This is a genomic window from Streptomyces sp. NPDC096310 (assembly GCF_044763125.1).
Lineage (GTDB): Bacteria > Actinomycetota > Actinomycetes > Streptomycetales > Streptomycetaceae > Streptomyces.
This window is the reverse complement of the sequence record NZ_JBIWFO010000003.1, coordinates 576,417-597,686: the sequence shown is the minus strand read 5'-3', so window position 1 is coordinate 597,686 and position 21,270 is coordinate 576,417. Positions and strand designations below refer to the sequence as shown.

The following is a 21,270-nucleotide window of genomic DNA, read 5'->3' as shown; positions in this document are numbered from 1 at the left end:
GCCTTCAAGTAATGCCAGTAAAAGTGAGCGTCGTCATTCCGGTGTACAACCCGGGTAAGTACATCGATCCGTGCATCGATTCACTGCTGGCCCAGACGCTGCCGGCCGCGGACTTCGAGGTGCTCTTCGTCAACGACGGCTCCACGGACGACACCCCGGCGCGGCTCGACAAGCTGGCCGCCGAGCACCCGCACTTCCGAGTGATCCACATCCCGAACTCGGGCTGGCCGGGGAAGCCCAGAAACATCGGTGTCGCGGAGGCGAAGGGCGAGTACGTCCAGTTCGTCGACCAGGACGACCACATGGCGTCCGACGCGCTGCGGCGGCTGTACGAGATGGGCCACCGCAACGGCTCCGACATCGTGATCGGCAAGGTCGCCTCGAACTTCCGCGGTGTCCCGCACGGCGTGTTCAAGACGAACCGCGAGAAGTGCGACCTGAGCACCGCGCCGCTGTACGACAGCCTCACGCCGCACAAGATGTTCCGTACGGAGTTCCTGCGCGAGAACAACATCGCGTACCCCGAGGGCAAGCGGCGCCTTGAGGACCAGCTCTACATGATGCAGACGTACTTCCCCGCGAAGGTCGTGTCGATCCTGGGGACGTACACCTGCTACTACTACTCGAAGCGGGACGACGGCCAGAACGCCGGCTCCGCCAAGCTCGTGCCGTCCGGCTACTACGGCAACCTCCGCGAGGTGCTCGACGTCGTCGTGGACAACACCGAGCCGGGTGAGTTCAGGGACCGGCTGCTGCGCCGCTTCTACCGGGTCGAGATGCTCGGCCGGCTGAGCGAGCCCTCGGTCCTGAAGTACGAGCCCGCGTACCTGGACGAGATGGTCGACGCGATCCAGCCGCTCGTGAAGGACTTCATCAACGACGGTGTGCACGACGGGCTCGGCGCGTTGGTCCGGCTCCGCTCCACCCTGCTGCGCGCCGACGACCGCCAGGGTCTGGTGAAGCTCGCCCGGTTCGCCAAGTCGGTGAAGGCCACGGCGCGCCTGGAGGACTTCGACTGGCAGCAGGACGGCAGGGTCGCGCTCGCCGTCACCGGCCGCCTCGTGCACGGCGAGGACCAGCAGCCGCTGCGCCTGGTCCGCCGCGACAAGCGGTACTTCGTCCACCCGGAGATCACCGAGGGGCTGCTGCCCGAAAGTGAACTCCTCGACGTGACCGACGACATCGACACGTACAAGGGCGAACTCTCCCTGCGCAACCGGGAGACGGCCGTCGAGTGGCCGTGCCCCGCCGACTTCACCTCGAAGATCGAGAAGGTCACGCCGCCGGCCGGCGCCGCCGCGGACGCCGAGGAGTCGTACGAGGTCGTGCTGTACGGCACCGGTACGGTCACCAGCGAGGCGGTCAAGGGGCGCGGCCGGGTCTCCCGGGGCTTCTGGGACATCTGGGTCCCGCTGCGCGGTCTCGGCATCGTCCGCAAGGCCCGGCTCGGCGCCGACCGCGCCCCCGGTGTGGACGCCAAGTGCCTCCCGGCGGTGCTCGGTTCGCCCGCGCGTCCGGTCATCCCGTACTTCACCGACCCGCACGGCAACCTGACGCTCGATGTCGCGGGCCGTGCGAAGAAGATGGCGACGTATCTCGCGGAGCGTCCCCCGCTGCGGATGCCCGGTTCCCAGTCGGAGCTGCGGTTCGAGATCTTCACCGGTACGAAGTCGGCCTCCCTCCCGGTCGAAGTGGTGCTGACCGCGGCGGACGGTACGAAGCTGACGCACCCGGCGACGCTCCGGCCCGACCACGGCAGGGCGCACCTGGAGGTGCCCGGCAAGGTGGCCGGTCTGGCCGAGGGCCAGGCGCGTCTTTCGGTCAAGCTCGACGGCCCCAAGGGACCCGAACTGGACATCTGCGAGGTGCCGGTGGCGGCTGGCGGCCGGATCCGGCTCGACCAGAGCGGCCTCGGGGAGGTCGACCCGCTCCTGGTGCGTGTGGTGACGGTGAAGCGCCGCCGGGCCACGCTGCGCAAGGTGCTGCGCTCGGCCGGCGGTCCGATCGTCCGCAGGCTGCCCGCGGCGGCGCGCAAGAAGGTGCGCCGTCTCGCGGCCCGCATCTGACCGGTCGCCGTACCCTGCCCCGTAACCCCATCCGGAGGCCCGGGCTCCGGAAACCCGGCGTCCGGAACTCCGGCGCCAGGAAACCGTACAGAACAGCAAGGACGTGATCACATGCGGCAGCTCTCCGTCGAAGGCGCCTGGGTGCATGAACCGAAGGTCTTCCCGGACAGCCGTGGCAGCTTCCACGAGTGGTTCAAGGCCCCGGACTTCGCCGAGGCGGCCGGCCACCCGCTGAACCTCGCGCAGGCCAACTGCTCGGTCTCCAGCCGGGGCACGCTGCGGGGCGTCCACTTCGCCGATGTGCCGCCCGGCCAGGCCAAGTACGTGAAGTGCGTACGCGGCGCGGTCCTCGACGTGATCGTGGACATCCGGGTGGGCTCGCCGACGTTCCGCAGATGGGAGGCCGTACGCCTGGACGACGTGGACCACCACTCGGTCTATCTCGCCGAGGGCCTGGGGCACGCCTTCATGGCGCTGACCGACGACGCCACGGTGGTCTACCTGTGCTCGGAGGGGTACGCCCCGGGCCGTGAGCACGGGCTGAACCCGCTCGACCCCGGGCTGGGCATCGAGTGGCCGGAGTCGATCACGCCGCTGCTCTCCGAGAAGGACGCGGCGGCCCCGACCCTCGCGGAGGCCGAGGCCCAGGGCCTGCTGCCGTCGTACGAGGAGTGCCGGGCGTACTACGCGGAGCTGGGCGCGCGCGCCTGACGCGGACCCGTCCGCAGCCATGAGGAAGGGCCGGAGCATGTGCTCCGGCCCTTCCTCATGCCAGGTGACGTCAGCCGGTGACGGCCTCGATCTGCCGGCGCAGCGGCGTGAACGCCGAGCGCGGACGGCGCAGGTTACGGGCCCGGTTCAGCGCGGGCCAGAAACCGGCGCCGAGCAGCGCCTCGGGGCGCACCGCGTTCTTGCGGACCAGGATCTCGTCCGGCACGTCCTGCGGGTCCGGTACGACGTACTCCTCGATGATCTTGTCGTAGGCGTTCTTCAGCACCGTGGACTCGGGGTTGGCGCCGAAGATCGCCACCACCCCGGTCGGCTCGGTGTCGACGTCGACGACGAGCAGGTCGGGGCGGTAGCGCCGGAGCACCTGCGCCACCTTGTAGACATCGCCCGCCCAGAACTTCGTGTGACGGTCGCGCGCCGCCTCGTCGACGTCCCGGGGCAGCATGTCGTCGAGGACGATCACGCTGGACCAGCGGGAGTGCTTCTCGACGTTCATGAAGTCGCGCAGCGCGAACTCGAAGAGGTGCATGCCGTCGATGAACGACAGCTCCAGCTTCGGGTCCCCGCCGAGCAGGTTGACCGGGTCGCGGCGGGCCAGCGCGCGGAACGGGTTGCGCCCGTTGCGCAGGTGGATCAGCGGGTCCTTGCGCGCGAAGAAGTCGTCGCTGGTCGCGCGGACCAGGTGGACGTCGCAACTGATGTCCGTGACCACTCTGAAGGCCGGATCGACGGCGACGGACGGAACCCGGGAAAGCGCCAGGCTTCGCCCGTCATTGACCCCGATCTCCAGATAGGTGCGGGGTTTGTACACACGGTGCAGTTGGCGCAGGAAGCCGTGGCGATCCACGTAAGGGGCCCTTCACTGAGAATCAAGAATCCATAGGTTTGATTCTCAGTGAACTTAGTGGGCCCACAGGTTTCACGTAAACATCTACTGGTCGGTAACACCCGTCTGGCGCTCTGCCGCCAGTACGGCGGGGAACGCCTCGGCGAGCGCGGCCCGCCAGTCACGGATGGGGTCGATTCCGGCTGGTTTCCACCGGTCGTGACCGAGGATGCTGTATGCGGGCCGGGGGGCCGGCCGGACGAACGCCTCGCTGGTGGTCGGACGGACCCGCTCCGGGTCCGCGCCGAGCAGCCGGAAGATCTCCCGGGTGAAGCCGAACCAGGTCGTCCCGCCGCCGCTGGTGCCGTGGTAGACGCCCGCGGGCGCCGTGCCGTCGAGCGCCGCCGCGCCGAGCAGGACCAGCCGCTCGGCGAGATCGCCGGTCCAGGTGGGCTGCCCGCGCTGGTCGTCCACCACGTCCAGGGTGTCCTTGACGGCCTCCAGCTTGATCATCGTACGGACGAAGTTGGGGCCGCCCGCGCCGTACAGCCACGCCGTACGGACCACGTAGCCGTGGCCGGGAAGCGTGTCGAGGACCGCGCGCTCCCCCGCCAGCTTCGTCCGCCCGTAGGCGCTGCGCGGGGCCGTGGGCGCGTCCTCCGCGTACGGCGTCTCCCCGTCCCCGGCGAAGACGTAGTCCGTGGAGACCTGGAGCAGGATCGCGCCGGAGGCGCGGCAGGCCTCGGCGAGGACCCGGGGGCCCGTGCCGTTGACGGCGAGCGCGTCGTCCTCCTTGGACTCGGCGTCGTCCACGGCCGTCCAGGCCGCGCAGTTGACCACCACGGCCGGCGCGTGGGCCTCGAAGGCCGCGCGCACGGCCGCGGGGTCGGTGATGTCCAGCGCGGCGCGGTCCAGCCCGGCCGCGGGCCGCCCGGCGGCGGCGAGCCGGGCCAGGAGGTCCTGACCGAGCATGCCGCCGGCGCCGGTGACGAGCCAGGCGCCCGGGCCGCCGCCGTTCTCGGAGCCGGCGCTGTTCTCGGAGCCGGTGCTGTTCTCGGAGCCGGTGCTCACAGGGCCGCACGCTCCTTCAGCGGCTCCCACCAGGCACGGTTCTCGCGGTACCACGCGACGGTCTCCGCGAGGCCGGTCGCGAAGTCCTTGCGGGGCTCGTACCCCAGCTCCTCGCGGATCTTGGCGCAGTCGACCGAGTAGCGGCGGTCGTGGCCCTTGCGGTCGGTGACGTACTCGACGCTGGTCTCCCAGGCCGCCCCGCACGCCTCCAGGAGCAGGCCGGTCAGCTCCTTGTTGGAGAGTTCCGTGCCGCCGCCGATGTTGTAGACCTCGCCCGCGCGGCCCTTCGTACGGACCAGCTCGATGCCCTGGACGTGGTCGTCGATGTGCAGCCAGTCGCGGATGTTGCCGCCGTCGCCGTACAGGGGCACCTTCTTGCCGTCCAGCAGGTTCGTGATGAACAGCGGGATGACCTTCTCGGGGAAGTGGTGGTGCCCGTAGTTGTTGGAGCAGCGCGTCACCCGCACGTCGAGGCCGTGGGTGCGGTGGTACGAGAGCGCGATCAGGTCGCTGGACGCCTTCGCCGACGAGTAGGGCGAGTTGGGCTCCAGCGGGTGCGTCTCCGGCCAGGAGCCCTCGTCGATCGAGCCGTAGACCTCGTCCGTGGAGATGTGCACGAAGGTCTTCACGCCCGCCCGGTGGGCGGCGTCGATCAGCGTGTGGGTGCCCACCACGTTCGTACGGACGAACTCGGCGCCGCCGTCGATGGAGCGGTCCACATGCGACTCGGCGGCGAAGTGCACCACCTGGTCGTGCTCGGCCATCAGCTTGCCGACCAGTTCGGGGTCGCAGATGTCGCCCTGCACGAAGCGGAATCCGGGGTGCTCACGGACCGGGTCGAGATTGGCCGGATTTCCCGCGTAGGTGAGCTTGTCGAGAACCGTGATCTCGACGTCGCCGGGGCCCTGCGGGCCGAGCACCGTACGGACGTAGTGCGAGCCGATGAAACCGGCGCCGCCGGTCACGAGAATCCTGTGCGTCGTCATGAGGAGATCTGCACCTTGCTGTGGTCACCGAGGACGAGTCGGTGGGCGGACGGGTTACGGGGCGCGGGGGTGATCTCGACGTCGCGGCCGATCAGCGACGCCTCCACACGGCGGACGCCGGTGAGGGAGGAGCCGCGCAGCACGATGGAGTACTCGATCTCGCTGTCCTCGATCACGCATCCCTCGGAGACCGAGGTGAAGGGGCCGATGTACGCGTCGCTGATCACGGTGTCCGCGCCGATGATCACGGGGCCGAGGATACGGCTGCCGGTGACCTTGGCGCCCTTCTCGATCCTCACACGCCCTATGATCTCGCTGCCCTCGTCGACGGTGCCCTCGCAGTGCGGCTCCACCGTCTCCAGCACCGAGCGGTTGACCTCCAGCATGTCGGTGACGTTGCCGGTGTCCTTCCAGTACCCGGAGATGGTCGTGGAGCGGACGTCGCGCCGCTGGTCGATCAGCCACTGGATGGCGTGGGTGATCTCCAGCTCGCCGCGCCAGGACGGCTCGATGGAGCGTACGGCCTCGTGGACGGCCGGGGTGAAGAGGTAGACGCCGACGAGCGCGAGATCGCTCTTGGGCTTCTCCGGCTTCTCCTCCAGGGCCACGACCCGTCCCTCGCCGTCCAGTTCGGCGACGCCGAAGGAGGTCGGGTTGGGGACCTTCGTGAGCAGGATCTGCGCGGCGGGCCGGTCCTCGCGGAAGCCGTCCACCAGACCGCTGATGCCGCCGACGATGAAGTTGTCGCCGAGGTACATCACGAAGTCGTCGTCGCCGAGGAAGTCACGGGCGATGAGGACGGCGTGGGCCAGTCCGAGGGGCGCGTCCTGCTGGAGGTACGTCACCTTGATACCGAACTGCGAGCCGTCGCCCACGGCTGTGCGGATCTCCTCGGCGGTGTCGCCGACGATCACACCGACCTCGGTGATACCCGCCTCGGCGATGGCTTCGAGGCCGTAGAAGAGCACCGGCTTGTTCGCCACAGGGACGAGCTGCTTCGCCGATGTGTGCGTAATGGGCCGCAGTCGGGTACCTGCCCCACCGGACAGTACGAGAGCCTTCACTGTTCCTGTTTTCCCCTGCTGTGATTGCGATGCTGTCCGGGGGTCGCCCGACAGTCCGATTTTACCTACGCTTCCCCGCGCCGTCTGCTACCGGTCACCCCGGAAGGGTGAAGGGGCGCGGCATGGGGGCGTGAAAGGGCGCTTGGGGGAGCTTTTACGCGGATGGGCGCGGCCCGGTACCACCGGCCGCGCCCCCTTTTTCGCGCCAACTCCCGCAGTTTCTCGCGCCAACTCCTTCAAGCGGTACGGTTTCTCATCGGCGCGAGGTTCCGTACCTGGGTACGCAGCCGTCGCGCCACCCGGCGTGCCAGGGATCCGCGCCGGCGGGCGGCCCGCGGCGGCTCGATGGGGCGCAGGCCCGGCTTGCCGACCCAGTCCCTGATGGTCACCTCGTACGAGGCGTCCTTCAGCCCGGACCCGCGGTCCCCGAAGTGCGGGAGCGCGAGGTACGGCGTACGAGCGCGGCCCCGGTACACCACCTCGGGCACCGTCTCCGCCTTGATGAACGCCAGGACGTCGGCGAGCAGATCGAGCCGTCCGAGCGCCACGCACTCCAGCCGCAGCCGTTCCGCGACCTTGATGTGGCGCGCCACACCCGGATTCCAGTAGCGCTCCATCAGCGGGCCGACCAGCTCCAGTTTGTGGCGCCTGACCTCTTCGGAGTCCTTGACGATGCCGTGCGCGAACTGCTGGATCAGCCCGACCGTGAAGGGTCTGACCATCAGCCTGTCGCGCTTGGGACCGGCCGGTTCCAGTTCGGCGATGAGGGTCATCAGGGCGGTCACGGCGGCGAACCGGTGGGTGTGGTCACCGGACTTGGTCACGTGCTTGCCGTCGTCCCTGCCGACCAGGTAGTAGCAGGTGTAGTCGGAGATCACCGAGACGCCGTCGCCCCGGAGATATGCCTCCATGGTGAAGAGCGCGTCCTCGCCGGTTCTGAGCCGCTCGTCGAACCGCAGCCCCAGCCGCTCGACCAGCTCGCGGCGGAAGAGCTTCTGCGCGCTCAGCGTGTAGACGACCTGCGAGTTGTGGACGTCGACGCGGTCGGCCGTACGCCGCCACATCGAGCTGGGGGCGCCCCGGTTGACCCCCACCACCTTGCCGAGCACCACGTCCGTACGAGCGCGGTCGGCCACGGCGACCATGCGCTCCAGTGCCTCCTCCCCCAGATAGTCGTCGGCGTCCAGGAAGAACACGTAACGCCCCCGGGCCAGACCGAGGCCCACGTTGCGCGGGCCGCTGGGGCCGCCCGAGTTGGCCTGTCGTACCACCCTGGTCGGGATGGACGTGCGGGCCGCGAACTCTTCCAGGAATTCCCCCGTGCCGTCGGCCGAGCCGTCGTCGATGGCGACGAGCTCGATACGGTCGGCGCCCAGTGTCTGGGCTTCCACCGATTCCAGGCAGCGGATCAGGTAGGGCATCGCTTCGTATGCCCCGACGATCACACTCACATCAGGAACTGACATCTCGTTCATCGGAAAGCAAGACAAGTAGTACCGAATGTTGGTTGTCTTATCCGATCACCGGTCCCCTGTGATGCCCGTCACCTGTGGATCGGGCGGCACCCACGGAAAAGCCCGGCGGAGCGCTCTCCGAAAGCGCTCCGCCGGGCCTGTCGTTCCGTCGTCCCCGGTCAGCCCCGTACGGGCGAGTCCAGGTCGTTGTTCTCCGCGCTCGGCGCCGAGTCGTCCGGCGCCGCGGCCGCCTCCGGCTCCCCGAGACGCTGCTCGACGCCCACGTTCCGCGCCAGGGACTTCGCGGACAGCGCCTGGGTCGCCGCCTCGAACTGCTCCATCGACGTCGGCTCGTCGGGGCCCAGCAGATACCGCTTCAGCTCCCGGCGCTCGTCCGCCAGCCGGTCGGCCGCCGGGTCGGCGACCGCGGCGAGCAGGTCGTCCAGCTCCCGCGCGCTGTTGGAGAGGATCACAGCGGCCCGTACGGCGGTGTTCTGCCGCTTGAACTCCTCCGCGCCCAGCTCCGCCGAGTCCGTGACCGCGTACGGCTTACCGCTCGCGATGAAGTCGGAGACCACGCTGGAGATGTCGGAGACCATGGCGTCCGACTCGTTGAAGCAGTCGTAGAGCGCGGGCTCCGAACCGCTGATGGTCCGGTGCTCCCACCAGCCGAAGGAGCGCCAGTACGCGCCGTTCCACTCGCGCCGCAGCCGGGTCAGCTCCTCCTGCCTGGCCGGGTCGGCCTGGGAGTCACGCGACTGCTCCGCCTCGTCACGCCCCGTGTCCGCGGCGCCCATCAGCTCGCCGAGGCGCGCGGAGATCCGGGCCAGCTCCGCCTTGGCGGCGGTACGGTCCGCGCTCAGCTCGGCGCTCTCCTTCGCCCAGCGGGGGTCGGTGGCCCGCTCGGCGGCGGCCTTCTCCACCAGCGCGATGATCCGCTCGTGCACGGCCTTCGCCTTGGCGCTGCGGGTCCCGGTGAAGGGGTGCGGCTTGTAGAGCACCCGGACCGGGCTGTCGGCCTTCAGCAGCCGCTTGACGATGTTCTCGCCGGCCAGCAGCAGCGAAGTGTTGCCGGGGTTGTCGTCCCAGCCCTCCCACGTCGGCGCGTACAGCACGGTGGGGACGGGGTTGCGCTGCGCGCCGCTGTACGGCTCGATCGGGGCGAGCTGCGGGCGGCCCACCTCCACGATGTCCTCGTCGCGCACCCCGACATCGGCCAGCGCGTACCGGTCGCGCCCGGCCCGGCCCGCCGTCCACACCTCGTCGTACGCCTTGCTGTACGGGTTGACGCTGGCCAGCTTGTCGCTGTCGCCGTGGCCGATGAAGACGTGCTTCATGGTGGGCACGCGCAGCATGTGGATGTTCTTGCCGACGTTGGCCGCGTACAGCGCGACCCGGACGGTCGACAGGTCCAGGTTCATCAGGTGCACCCCGCCGGGGACACAGAGCACCGGCACGTCCGTCGTCCCGAGCTGCTGGGCGATGGCCCGCTCCCGCAGCACGATCAGCGGCCGGCCCTCCAGCCGGTCCATGGTGTCCAGCCACATGTTGACCTGGTACGCGGACTCCTTGGAGCCGGAGAAGTAGAGCATCACGGTCGGCTGGTACGCGGCGAGCCAGCCGTCCACCGCCGCGAGCACCTTCTCCGCGTTGGGTACGAGGCGGCTCGGCCGCAGGTACGGCAGCAGCGCGGCGATGTAGCCGACGGCGAGGAGCAGGCTGAGGCCGAGACCGGTGAAGCCGTAGATGTTGTCGCGGGTCTGGAGCGTGATGATCACACCCACCATGGCGAAGATGTCGAGGTGGAGCATCTTCTCCGCGGAGCGGTTGAGCAGCCCGCGCGGCGGCGCGTCCGGGATCCGGATGGCGGCGGCCAGATCGATGTTGCGGGTGACCACGGGCAGCCTGCGGCGCAGCCGGAGCAGGGTGACGATCGCGCCGTGCGGTGCCTGGAGCGCGTAGAAGAGCAGCACCATGACGACGGTCACGTAGAAGATCCGGTCCTCACCCAGGCCCGACCTGGCGACCAGCAGCACCAGCAGCATCTGCCGGATCAGGAACCTGATCGAGAGACCCGCGCGCACCTTGGCGAGCCGGTTGACCAGATAGCTGCCGCGCTGGTGCAGGTAGGTGTCCGCCAGGTAGGACACGGCTGCGGCCGCCGCGAAGAACCAGAGGTTGGGGATTATCGCGGCGAGCATGACGCACGGGAAACTGATACCCAGAAGAAGTGCGGCTGCCAGCTCTGATCCGCTGCCCACGCGGGCCAGGCGGATAGCTGTCGAAATCACGGAAAACCTGCTCCAGACCGTGCCGGCTGTTGACCTTGCAAGGGAAGCGTGAAGGCGGTGCTTCACGAACTGGGGCCTCCGTGGTTCGCGCGGAGGCGACCACGGAGGCCCTGTCAAAGATTGTCAAGAAGTATTACACATCTCCCTGACGGTCCAGTACGGCGGCGAGCGCCTGCTCGAAGTCGGACGACTCCGAGGCGCCACGCGTCGGGTCCTGCTGGCGTACGTCGATCACGTGGCCGGTCAGCTCGGAGAGCAGCACGTCCAGGGAGGTCTTCGCGACCGCCTCGGAGGAGAGCAGCGAGCCCTCCGGCTCCTGGCCGAACGCCTTGGTGCGCATGGGGGTGGCGGTGCGCTCCGGATTCACGCAGTTGACCCGGATCCCCTCGCCCGCCCACTCGTCGGAGAGCGCCTGGGTCAGATTGACCATGGCGGCCTTCGTGGACGAGTAGAGGCTGTACTCGGCGCGGCCCCGGGTGTAGCTGCTGGAGGTGTAGAGCATCAACTGGCCCTTGGTCTCCGCCAGGTACTTGTACGAGGCGCGCGCGATCTGCACCGGCGCCAGGTAGTTGACGTTCAGCGCCTCCTGGATCGTGGTGTTGTCCGTCTCGGCCAGCTTGCCGATGCGCAGCACACCCGCGGTGTTGATCACGTAGTCGATCCGGCCGGTCTCGCCGTAGGCGCGGGAGAGCGCGTCGTCCACGTGCTCCGGGTTCTCCACGTGCGTCCCGGTGGTGGAGCGGCCCAGGGCGTAGACCGTGGCGCCGTACCCCTCGGCGAGCTGGGCGATGTCGGCGCCGATGCCGTACGAGCCGCCGAAGACGACCAGCGTCTTGCCGGTGAGCAGCTCGCGGTAGGAGTCCTCGGAGGGCTGCTCGGGCGCGCTCGCCGAGGCGAGCTGGAAGAGCTTGTCCGCGATGAAGACATCGACCGGCTGGGTGACCTTCATGTTGTACTCGTCGCCCGCCACGACGTAGATCGGCACGTCCGGCAGGTACTTGAGCACGACGGAACAGTCGTCGGTGGCCTGGAAGTTGGGGTCGTCAGCCGCGACCTCGTACGCCTTGCGGACGGTGGAGAGCTTGAACGCCTGCGGGGTCTGGCCGCGGCGCAGCCGGGACCGGTCGGGGACGTCCGTGATGAACTCGCCGTCGCCGCCGTGCGTACGGGTCACGATGATCGTGTCGGCGGACGGGATGGCCACGTCCACCGCCTGGTAGCGCTCCAGCGCGTCCACGCAGTCCTTGATCACGCGCTGCGAGAGCAGCGGCCGCACCGCGTCGTGGAACAGCACGTTACGGTCCTCGCCCGGCGCCAGGCCCTCGCTCAGCGCGGCGATGGCGCGCTCGGTGGTCTCGTTGCGCGTCGTGCCGCCCTCGATGACCCGGGTGACCTTGGTCAGCCCGGCCTTCGTGACGATCTTCTCCACGTCGGGCACGTAGCCGGGGGCCATGAGCACGATCACGTCGTCGATCGAGTCGCTCTGCTCGAAGATCCACAGGGTGTGCTCGATGACCGCCTTACCGGCGATCTTCAGCAACTGCTTCGGGATCGACAGGCCCACACGCTGACCGGTACCGCCCGCCAGGACGACAGCGGTGGTGCGGGGCTTCGCGGGCGGCGCGGAAGTTGCAGACACAGACAGACCTACCTTGCGGGCTCAGAGGATGTAGCGATGGTCCCACCCGTGGCAATCCTCGTGCAAGGTGGACCACAGCCGGGCGCCACCGGCCCGCAACCCCTGATTCACCTGGGAAGACCGGTGCGTCCGTGGTGCGTGGCCGGGAGGTGTACGTGAAGGAGACCACAAAAGATTCACGTCGGAGCGCGAGGGGTCACAGATGAGAGGCGCAGGGGAGTCACAGAGGAGAGATGTACGGAGGAGCCACCGCGCGGCCCGGACGGAGCGCCGCGCGGCCCGGACGGACCGCGCGGCGGCAGGTCGGCTCAGAAGGGCTTGAAGTCCTCGTACTCCTGCTGCGCCTCGTCGCGCTCGGCCTCGCGGTCCCGGCGCCGCTGCGCCGCCGGACGCGGCTCCTCCAGCCGGTGGTCCTCGCCACGGCGGCCCAGCATCTCCGCGCCGGCCATCATCGTGGGCTCCCAGTCGAAGACGACCGCGTCGTCCTCCGCGCCGATGGCGACCCCGTCGCCGGCCCGCGCGCCGGCCTTCATGAGCCGCTCCTCGACCCCGAGCCTGCTCAGCCGGTCCGCGAGGTAGCCCACGGCCTCGTCGTTGCTGAAGTCGGTCTGGCGGACCCAGCGTTCGGGCTTGTCGCCGCGTACCCGGTAGATGCCGTCGTCCTCCAGGACCACGGTGAACCCGGCGTCGTCGACGGCCCTCGGGCGGATGACGATACGGGTCGCCTCCTCCTTCGGCTTCTCGGCGCGCGCCGTGGCGATGATCTCGGCGAGCGCGAAGGACAGCTCCTTGAGCCCCAGATGCGCCACCGCCGACGCCTCGAAGACGCGGTAGCCGCGCGCTTCGAGATCCGGCCTGATCATCTCGGCGAGGTCCTTGCCGTCCGGGATGTCGACCTTGTTGAGGACGACGACGCGCGGCCGGTCGCCGAGGCCGCCGTACTGCGCCAGTTCCTCCTCGATGACATCGAGGTCGGTGACGGGGTCGCGGTCCGACTCCAGCGTCGCCGTGTCCAGGACATGGACGAGTACGGAGCAGCGCTCGACATGGCGCAGGAACTCCAGGCCGAGGCCGCGGCCCTGGCTGGCGCCCGGAATCAGCCCGGGGACGTCCGCGATGGTGTAGACGGTGGAACCGGCCGTGACCACGCCCAGGTTGGGGACGAGCGTGGTGAACGGATAGTCCGCGATCTTCGGCTTGGCCGCGGAGAGCACCGAGATCAGCGAGGACTTGCCGGCGCTCGGGTAGCCGACGAGCGCGACGTCCGCGACCGTCTTCAGCTCCAGGACGATGTCACCGCTGCGGCCGGGCTCACCGAGCAGCGCGAAGCCGGGGGCCTTGCGGCGGGCCGAGGCCAGCGCGGCGTTGCCGAGGCCGCCGCGTCCGCCGTCTGCGGCGACGAAGGTGGTGCCCTCGCCGACCAGGTCGGCCAGGACGTTGCCCCGCTTGTCGAGGACGACGGTGCCGTCCGGCACCGGCAGGACCAGGTCCTGGCCGTCCTTGCCGGAGCGGTTGCCGCCCTCGCCGGGCTTGCCGTTGGTGGCCTTGCGGTGCGGCGCGTGGTGGTAGTCGAGCAGCGTCGTCACCGACTGGTCGACGACGAGGGTCACATCGCCGCCCCGGCCGCCGTTGCCGCCGTCGGGGCCGCCGAGGGGCTTGAACTTCTCACGGTGTACGGAGGCGCAGCCGTGGCCTCCGTTACCCGCGGCGACATTCAGCTCGACGCGGTCCACGAAGGTGGTCATGGGGATTGCCTCCAGTACATACGGAATTGTCTTACCTGTAACGCGCGAAAGGCGGACCCGCTTCCCGTCTCCGGGAAGTGAGGTCCGCCCTCGCGAAGAACCGTTCTACAGGCGCCCTGCCTGCCCCACCGGTACCGGAAGAGGTACCGGGAGGGGCACTAGGCGGCGGGAACGATGTTGACGACCTTGCGGCCACGGTGGGTGCCGAACTCCACCGCGCCGGGGTTCAGCGCGAACAGCGTGTCGTCGCCGCCACGGCCGACGCCGGTGCCCGGGTGGAAGTGCGTGCCGCGCTGGCGGACCAGGATCTCACCGGCGTTGACGAGCTGACCGCCGAAGCGCTTCACGCCGAGCCGCTGAGCATTGGAGTCGCGCCCGTTCCGAGTGGACGATGCGCCCTTCTTGTGTGCCATGTCTCCTCAGTCCCTTACTTCGCAGCCGCGGGGATACCGGTGACCTTGATCGCCGTGTACTGCTGGCGGTGACCCTGGCGGCGGCGGTAACCCGTCTTGTTCTTGTAGCGAAGGATGTCGATCTTCGCGCCCTTGTGGTGGTCCACGATCTCGGCCTGAACCTTGATGCCGTCCAGCACCCACGGGTCGCTGGTGACCGCGTCACCGTCGACCACGAGCAGCGTCTTGAGTTCGACGGTGTCGCCGACCTTGCCGGTGGAAATCTTGTCAACCTCAACGATGTCGCCGACAGCAACCTTGTGCTGGCGGCCACCGCTGCGCACGATGGCGTACACGCGGAACTCACTCTCGCTCGGAACGGAACCTCTGAAGCCAGCCGCCCGCACGGGCCGGGGCCCGTGGCGGTCCTGACAGGACGAGCGGCCTCCCCCGGAGATCCGGGAGGTGGGTGCTCAGAGGTGGGCGCGCATAGGAACACACCGAAGGTTTAGAGTACGGGGCCGCTGTACAGGGGGTCAAACCGGCCCCGCCGCCCCATCGCCGTGGAGGGCGGTGGGGCGGCGGTACGACACCGTGGGGATCAGTCCTCGGTGGTGGCCGTGACGCCGGAGGGCGCCGTCTGCTCGGCCGCGGCGGTCTTCTTCGACGCCTTGGCCGTGGACTTGGCCGCCTTGGTCGTCTTGGCCGTCTTCGCCGGTGCCTTCTTGGCCGCGGTCGTCTTCTTCGCCGCGGTCTTCTTGGCCGTCGTCTTCTTGGCGGCCGTCTTCTTCGCGGGGGCCTTCTTGGCGGCCGTCTTACGGACCGCCTTCTTGGCCGGTGCGGGCGCCTCGGAGTCGTCGGACGCGCCGGACTCCTCGGTGGCCGCGCCGGTGGTGGTGCCGGCCGGCTCGTCGGCCTTCGCCGGCGCCTCCACGACGACGATCGCCGCCTCCTCCGCGCCCGACGGCGAACCGGCCGGTGCGGTGGCCTTACGGGTCGCCCTGCGGCGCGCACGCGGCGGGGCCGCCACGGGCGCCTCCTCGGCGGCCACCGGCTCGGGACGCGCGGCCACGGGCTCGGTGACGGGCTCCGGGGTCACGGCCACGACCACCTCGGCCGCCGCCTCCGCGTCCGCCGCCCGGGGCGAACCGGCCGGGGCCGTCGCCTTACGGGTGGCGCGGCGCCGCGTACGGCCCTGGGGCGCCGCCTCGGCGGCGGGCGTCTCCACGGGCGCCTCGGCCACCGGGGCCGCCTCGGGCTCGGGGGTCTCGACGACCACCACGGCCTCGGTGGCCACGGGTGCCTCCGTCCTGGCCTCCGGCTCCGCCGCCCTCGGCGAACCGGCCGGGGCCGACGCCTTGCGCGACGCACGGCGGCGCGAGCGGCCCCGTACGGCCGCCTCGGCCTCCGCGACGCTGCTGTACAGCTCCTCGTCCGGCACGAACTCGGGCTCGGAGAGCGCGACCGGGGCCGCCACCTCCGCCGCCAGCTCGGCCTCCGACTCGGTCTCGTGGTCGGCGTCGGACTCCGCCGCCGTACCCGCCACCTCGTGGTCGTGGTCCGCGCCGGCGCCGCCGCGGCCGCGCTTCTTGGAACGCTTGCCGTTGCCACCGCCACCGGACGCCACCGGCTGCTCCATGTGGACGATGACACCGCGGCCGTTGCAGTGGACACAGGTCTCGGAGAAGGACTCCAGCAGACCCTGGCCGACCCGCTTACGGGTCATCTGCACCAGGCCCAGCGAGGTGACCTCGGCGACCTGGTGCTTCGTACGGTCCCGGCCCAGGCACTCCAGCAGGCGCCGCAGCACCAGGTCCCGGTTGGACTCCAGCACCATGTCGATGAAGTCGATGACGACGATGCCGCCCAGGTCGCGCAGCCGGAGCTGGCGCACGATCTCCTCGGCCGCCTCCAGGTTGTTCCTGGTGACGGTCTCCTCCAGGTTGCCGCCCTGGCCGGTGAACTTCCCGGTGTTGACGTCGACCACGATCATGGCCTCGGTCTTGTCGATGACCAGCGAACCGCCGCTGGGCAGCCAGACCTTGCGGTCCAGCGCCTTCATGAGCTGCTCGTCGATGCGGTACGTCGCGAAGACGTCCACCTCGCTGGTCCAGCGCGACAGCCGGTCGGAGAGGTCCGGCGCCACGTGCGCGACGTACCCGCTGATGGTCTGCCACGCGTCGGCGCCGCTGACGATGACCTTCGAGAAGTCCTCGTTGAAGATGTCGCGGACGACCCGGACGGTCATGTCGGGCTCGCCGTAGAGCAGGGTCGGTGCGTTGCCGCTCTTCGACTTCTTCTTGATGTCCTCCCACTGCGCCTGGAGCCGCTCGACGTCGCGGCGCAGCTCGTCCTCGCTGGCGCCTTCGGCCGCCGTACGGACGATGACGCCCGCGTCCTCGGGGACGATCTTCTTGAGGATGGTCTTCAGACGGGCGCGCTCGGTGTCCGGGAGCTTGCGGCTGATGCCGGTCATCGAGCCCTCGGGCACGTACACCAGGTAGCGGCCGGGCAGTGAGACCTGGCTGGTCAGACGGGCGCCCTTGTGGCCGATCGGGTCCTTCGTCACCTGGACGAGCACCGACTGGCCCGACTTGAGCGCGGTCTCGATACGGCGCGGCCCGTTGGCCATGCCCAGCGCCTCGAAGTTGACCTCACCGGCGTACAGGACGGCGTTGCGGCCCTTGCCGATGTCGACGAAGGCGGCCTCCATGGACGGCAGTACGTTCTGCACCTTGCCCAGGTAGACGTTGCCGACGTAGCTGGTCGCCTGCTCCTTGTTGACATAGTGCTCGACCAGGACGTTGTCCTCCAGGACACCGATCTGGGTGCGCTCGCCGTGCTGGCGCACGACCATCACGCGCTCGACGGCCTCACGGCGGGCGAGGAACTCCGCCTCCGTGATGATCGGCACCCTGCGGCGGCCCTGCTCGCGCCCCTCACGGCGGCGTTGCTTCTTGGCCTCCAGACGGGTCGAGCCCTTGATGGACTGGACCTCGTCGGCGCCGGTGCCGGGCTCGCGCTCGGTTTCCTTGGCGCGGCGCTCGCGCGGCTCGCGGACCTTGACGACCGTACGCTCCGGGTCGTCACCGCCCCCGGTGCCCTGCTCGGCGTCGGAGGGGCCGTCGGCGCTGCGACGGCGCCTGCGGCGACGGCGCCGGCTGCTGGAGGAGCCGCCCGAGGACGCCTCCTGGTCGTCATGGTCGTCGTCGAAGGCGGCGGAGGTGTCGGGGGCGTCCCGGTCCTCGTCGGCCTCGTCGGTGTGCCCGGCGGAGGAGGCCTCGTCCTGCCGCTCGTCCGTGGTGTCGTCGGTGTCGGCGGACTCACCGCGGCGACGGCGACGGCCGCCCCGGCGGCGGCGCCGGGAGGGGCGGTCGCCGTACTCGTCGGAGTCCTCGGCGGCGTCGTCGGCCGAGGACTCCGGCTCGTCGTCGCTCTCGGCCACGGGCTCCTCGACCGGCGCGTGCGTCGGCTGGGCCACGGCGGGCGCGGCCTCGGCGGCCGGTTCCGCGGCCTCGCCCCGGCGACGGCGCCGGCTGCGGCGGCCCGAGGGCTCGGGCGCGGCGGCGGGCTCGGGCGCCACGGCGGCGGTGGCCGTCGTGGTCTCCTCGTCCTCGTCCAGCTCGTCGGGGGCCTTGACGCGTCCCGCGGCGGCCGCGGCGGCGGTCTCCGGGGTCTGGAACATCGGCTCGGTGAAGACGGGCGCCTGGAAGACGGCCACGGCGGGCCGCGCGGCGGCGCGGCGGCGCGGGGCGCGCTCGGGCTCGCGCTGCACGGGCTTCTGCGTGGCGGCCTTCTGCTGTGCCGCGGGCTTGTCGGCGGCGGGCTTGTCGGTGACGGCCTTCTCGGCGACGGGCTCGGCGGTACGGCCCACGGGCGCGTCGGCGGACTCGGGCGCGGCGGCCGGGGCGCTGGCGGGCGCGGTGGCCCTGCGGCGCGTACGGCCCCGGGTGGCGGCCTTCTCGGCGGCCTGGACCTCCGGCTCGTCGGCGGCGATCCGGGCGACGGTGTCCTGCGGCAGGCTCTCGCCCTCCGCGCCGGCGTCGGCGACCGTGGCCGGGGCGGCGTCGGCCTCCGGCGGGCCGGCGGGCGCGGTGGCCCTGCGGGTGGCGCGGCGGCGGGGGCGCGCGGCGGGCGCGGGCTCCTCGGCCGGGGGCTCGGCGACGGCGGCCTCGGCGGGCGCGGGGGTCTCCTCGACGGTGGCCCCGACCGGCTCCGTGGCGGTCTCGGGCGCCGTGACCTTACGGGTGGCGCGACGGCGCGCACGCGGCGGCGCGGCGGGCTCCTCGGCGGGCGCCTCGTCCACGGCGGCCGGCTCCGTGACGGCCACCTCGGCGGCCGGCTCGGGCGCGGCGGTCTTCCGCGTGGCGCGACGGCGCGCACGCGGCGCGGCGGGCTCCTCGGCGAGTGTCTCGTCCGGCGTGGCCGCCTCGGCGACCGGCTCCGCGACGGGCTCGGGCGCGGCGGTCTTCCGGGTGGCCCGGCGGCGCGCACGCGGCGGGGCGGCGGGCTCCTCGGCGGGGGCTTCGTCGGCCACGGCGGCCGGTGTGGCCGACGCGACGGTCTCCGTGACGCTCGACGCGTCCTCGACCTCGGCGGCCTCGGCCGCCGCGCCGGGCGGTCCGGCCGGGCGGGACGCTGCCCGGCGCCTGCGGCGCGGCGGCAGCGTGTCGCTGGGTGAGCTGTTCTCTTCGCTGGGGGTGTCCCCGGGGGTGCCGGGTTCTGTGGACTCGAGCATGCGGGCGGTTCTCCCGTCACGCTCCCGGGCGCCACGCCTGATTCCGGTCCGGCCGCGGCCCGCGCTGTGCGCGATTGCCGCCGTCCGGGGCGCGGGCGCCGCACGGGAGCTGTTATGTCTGGGTCGCCGGTTCCGTACGCGATGTCACGTACGGCCTGGCGAAAGTCTTCTGGTCAGTACGCCGCCCGACCCAGGTGGCTCCCGAGTCCCAGGGCTGCGCTACAACGACCGCCTTACGCGGAACCTGCACCTTCCGGCGCCGTCGCGGCGGCGGGTCCGGCGGCCTTGGGTGGGGCGGGCCGGGCTGCCTCGCGGTCGGGCGCGAGCGGGTCGGTCACCGTGCCGGACTCCTCGTCGAAGAGCCCCTGCGCCAGCCTGGTCACCGCTGCGGGGACCGGCGGCGCCAGGTCGGCCACAGCTCGGAGACCGGACAGGACGTCGTCGGGCCGTACGGCAGGTGTCACGTGCCGAACAACCAGCCGCAGTATCGCACAGGGGCCGTCCCCCGGCCTATCAGGCTGTGGACGAGCCACCTCCAGGCCGGCCACGGCGGCCCGTGCGTCGAAGGTCCGCAGACCGTTCTTCGCACGGCGTTCCACCTCGACGGTCTCGGCGGCGAGGAACGCGGAGACGGCGTGTCCCGCCTCCTCCTCGGTGACGCCGTCCAGCCGCAGCTCCCATACGGAGGCGGTCAGCCGGTCGGCGAGTCCCGAGGTGCGGGCCTCGACGGCGTCGATGATGTCCAGGCCCGTCGGCAGCGACTCGTCGAGCAGCTCTCGCAGCTTGTCGGGGTCGCGCGCCTCCACCAGGGCGATCTCCAGGAACTCGGCCTCGCTGCCCGTGCCGGTGGGTGCGGCATTGGCGTACGACACCTTCGGGTGCGGGGTGAACCCCGCCGAGTACGCCATGGGCACCTCGGCGCGGCGCAGGGCCCGCTCGAAGGCGCGCTGGAAGTCTCGGTGGCTGGTGAACCGGAGGCGGCCGCGCTTGGTGTAGCGCAGTCGGATGCGCTGCACCGCCGGTGCGGGCGGCGGGCCTTCGGGCTGTCGCTTGCCCAGTGGTTCTTCTCCTCGGTGCGGGCGGTACGCGGTGACGCGCCGCCCTTGGACGTATCTTCGGCGTATTACCCCGGGTCCCGGACCGGTCCCGCGGTGTGCGGGGAAGTCTCGGGTGCGGGCGCCGCGCCGGGGACGATCGTTGTACTACCCAGAGTACGCGCCCGGTGCTCGGGCGGTTCCACAGGCCAGGGCCCACCGCGTACCCCGGTCAGGGCGCCCCACACATCCCGGCGGGCCCGGCGGACGGTTTCCGCCGTCCACCGGAGCGCGTCGCGCGCGCCGCGCGCCGTCCACCGGAGCGCGTCGCGCGCGCCGCGGCCCGCCGCGACAGCCGCCGTCCTGGCCGGCGCCCACACACGGTCGCGCACCCAGTGACCGAGCGGTGTGCACAGCCGCCGATACGTCCAGCGCACCGGCCGCCCCACGAGCTGCCACGCCAGCAGCCCGAGCGCCCGCCAGACGGCGCGCGACAGATACCCGGCGACCCGCCAGGCCACGGCGAGCGCGGCCCCTGCCTCCCGCCCGACCGGGACCAGCACCCTGCGGTACACCCAGCTCACGGGGGTCACAACCAGGAGAAGCAGCAGCCACACCAGAGCGGCGATCAGCGCCCGCCCGGTGGCGGCGGCGCCACGCCCGAGCGCGGTCAGCAGCCAGGCGCTCCCATGCCCCAGCGGGGTGAGCAGATGCCGGTAAGCCCATACGGCGGGCCGCGCCAGCCCGTACGTCACCACGGGCACCACCACATACCGCCACAGCGCCGCCCACGGCCACACCAGCAGCGCTCTGCCCAGCGGGGTGAGCAAGGTCTCGTACAGCAGGCGGATCCCGTGGCCCAACGGGGTGAGCAGATACGTGTGGATCCACACCGCCGACACCACCACCCCGTACCGCACCACCGGAACCACGACCCACTGCCACACCGCCGTCGCCAGCCGTCCCACCGCCACCGCCAGCCCCCGAGCCACCGGCGTGAGCACCGACGCGTACAGCCATGCGCAGGCCCGGCCCAGCGGGCGCAGGGCGATCCGGTCGAGGGCGCGCGCGGTGGCGGGGACGGCGTCCCACACCAGCCGTACGGGGAGTACGACCAGCAGGACGACGACGCGCACCGGAATCCTGACGGCGACGGTGAGACATCCCGCGCCGGGTCCGTCGGTCCGCCGGTGTGCGTATGCCGGCTGTTTCTCCAGGTCCATGCCGGAGAGGAC

Annotated in this window: 15 protein-coding genes; 2 read left to right on the top strand and 13 right to left on the bottom strand. The window is 71.1% G+C overall.

Features of this window, described 5'->3' with window-relative positions:
• Window positions 1-23: 23 nt before the first annotated feature.
• A complete protein-coding gene (locus ACIQ7D_RS11005) occupies window positions 24-2,066 on the top strand; it encodes a glycosyltransferase family 2 protein (protein ID WP_403936020.1) in 2,043 nt (680 codons plus the stop codon).
• A gap of 111 nt (window positions 2,067-2,177) precedes the next feature.
• The gene (rfbC, locus tag ACIQ7D_RS11000) at window positions 2,178-2,777 is read left to right on the top strand and encodes a dTDP-4-dehydrorhamnose 3,5-epimerase (protein WP_403936018.1); all 600 of its coding nucleotides are present in this window, start codon (window positions 2,178-2,180) and stop codon (window positions 2,775-2,777) included.
• A gap of 70 nt (window positions 2,778-2,847) precedes the next feature.
• Here the strand turns inward: rfbC and ACIQ7D_RS10995 are convergent, their stop codons facing one another.
• From ACIQ7D_RS10995 to ACIQ7D_RS10935, 13 genes are all read right to left on the bottom strand, one after another.
• Entirely contained in the window at window positions 2,848-3,642 is a 795-nt protein-coding gene (locus ACIQ7D_RS10995; RefSeq protein ID WP_382898750.1) for a class I SAM-dependent methyltransferase, read from the bottom strand.
• Between the two features lie 84 nt (window positions 3,643-3,726).
• Window positions 3,727-4,692: a dTDP-4-dehydrorhamnose reductase gene (gene rfbD / locus ACIQ7D_RS10990; protein ID WP_403936016.1), complete on the bottom strand. Its 966-nt coding sequence runs from the start codon at window positions 4,690-4,692 to the stop codon at window positions 3,727-3,729.
• On the bottom strand, window positions 4,689-5,678 hold the full coding sequence (gene rfbB, locus ACIQ7D_RS10985) for a dTDP-glucose 4,6-dehydratase (RefSeq protein WP_403936014.1): 990 nt from the start codon (window positions 5,676-5,678) through the stop codon (window positions 4,689-4,691). Before rfbB ends, rfbD begins: the two co-directional genes overlap by 4 nt.
• Window positions 5,675-6,742, bottom strand: a complete 1,068-nt coding sequence (locus ACIQ7D_RS10980; RefSeq protein WP_403936012.1) for a glucose-1-phosphate thymidylyltransferase — start codon at window positions 6,740-6,742, stop codon at window positions 5,675-5,677. The genes rfbB and ACIQ7D_RS10980 overlap by 4 nt, the downstream gene beginning before the upstream one ends.
• A 236-nt stretch (window positions 6,743-6,978) precedes the next feature.
• A complete protein-coding gene (locus ACIQ7D_RS10975) occupies window positions 6,979-8,217 on the bottom strand; it encodes a glycosyltransferase family 2 protein (protein WP_403936010.1) in 1,239 nt (412 codons plus the stop codon).
• Window positions 8,218-8,375: 158 nt separating this feature from the next.
• Window positions 8,376-10,487 (bottom strand): hypothetical protein, encoded by a 2,112-nt coding sequence (locus ACIQ7D_RS10970; protein WP_403936008.1) that lies wholly within the window; start codon window positions 10,485-10,487, stop codon window positions 8,376-8,378.
• Between the two features lie 133 nt (window positions 10,488-10,620).
• A complete protein-coding gene (locus ACIQ7D_RS10965) occupies window positions 10,621-12,126 on the bottom strand; it encodes a D-ribitol-5-phosphate cytidylyltransferase (protein WP_403936006.1) in 1,506 nt (501 codons plus the stop codon).
• 308 nt (window positions 12,127-12,434) lie between these two features.
• Complete coding sequence (obgE, locus tag ACIQ7D_RS10960) at window positions 12,435-13,871, bottom strand: GTPase ObgE (protein WP_403936004.1); 1,437 nt, start codon at window positions 13,869-13,871, stop codon at window positions 12,435-12,437.
• Window positions 13,872-14,029: 158 nt separating this feature from the next.
• Window positions 14,030-14,284: a 50S ribosomal protein L27 gene (gene rpmA / locus ACIQ7D_RS10955; RefSeq protein WP_385007938.1), complete on the bottom strand. Its 255-nt coding sequence runs from the start codon at window positions 14,282-14,284 to the stop codon at window positions 14,030-14,032.
• 14 nt (window positions 14,285-14,298) lie between these two features.
• The gene (gene rplU / locus ACIQ7D_RS10950) at window positions 14,299-14,619 is read right to left on the bottom strand and encodes a 50S ribosomal protein L21 (protein WP_329827115.1); all 321 of its coding nucleotides are present in this window, start codon (window positions 14,617-14,619) and stop codon (window positions 14,299-14,301) included.
• Window positions 14,620-14,864: 245 nt separating this feature from the next.
• Window positions 14,865-19,001, bottom strand: a complete 4,137-nt coding sequence (locus ACIQ7D_RS10945) for an Rne/Rng family ribonuclease (RefSeq protein ID WP_403936002.1) — start codon at window positions 18,999-19,001, stop codon at window positions 14,865-14,867.
• Between the two features lie 233 nt (window positions 19,002-19,234).
• Window positions 19,235-20,017, bottom strand: coding sequence for a TIGR03936 family radical SAM-associated protein (locus tag ACIQ7D_RS10940; protein ID WP_403936000.1), 783 nt, complete (start codon window positions 20,015-20,017; stop codon window positions 19,235-19,237).
• A 107-nt stretch (window positions 20,018-20,124) separates the two neighbouring features.
• Window positions 20,125-21,258, bottom strand: coding sequence for a hypothetical protein (locus tag ACIQ7D_RS10935; RefSeq protein WP_403935998.1), 1,134 nt, complete (start codon window positions 21,256-21,258; stop codon window positions 20,125-20,127).
• Between the last annotated feature and the right edge of the window lie 12 nt (window positions 21,259-21,270).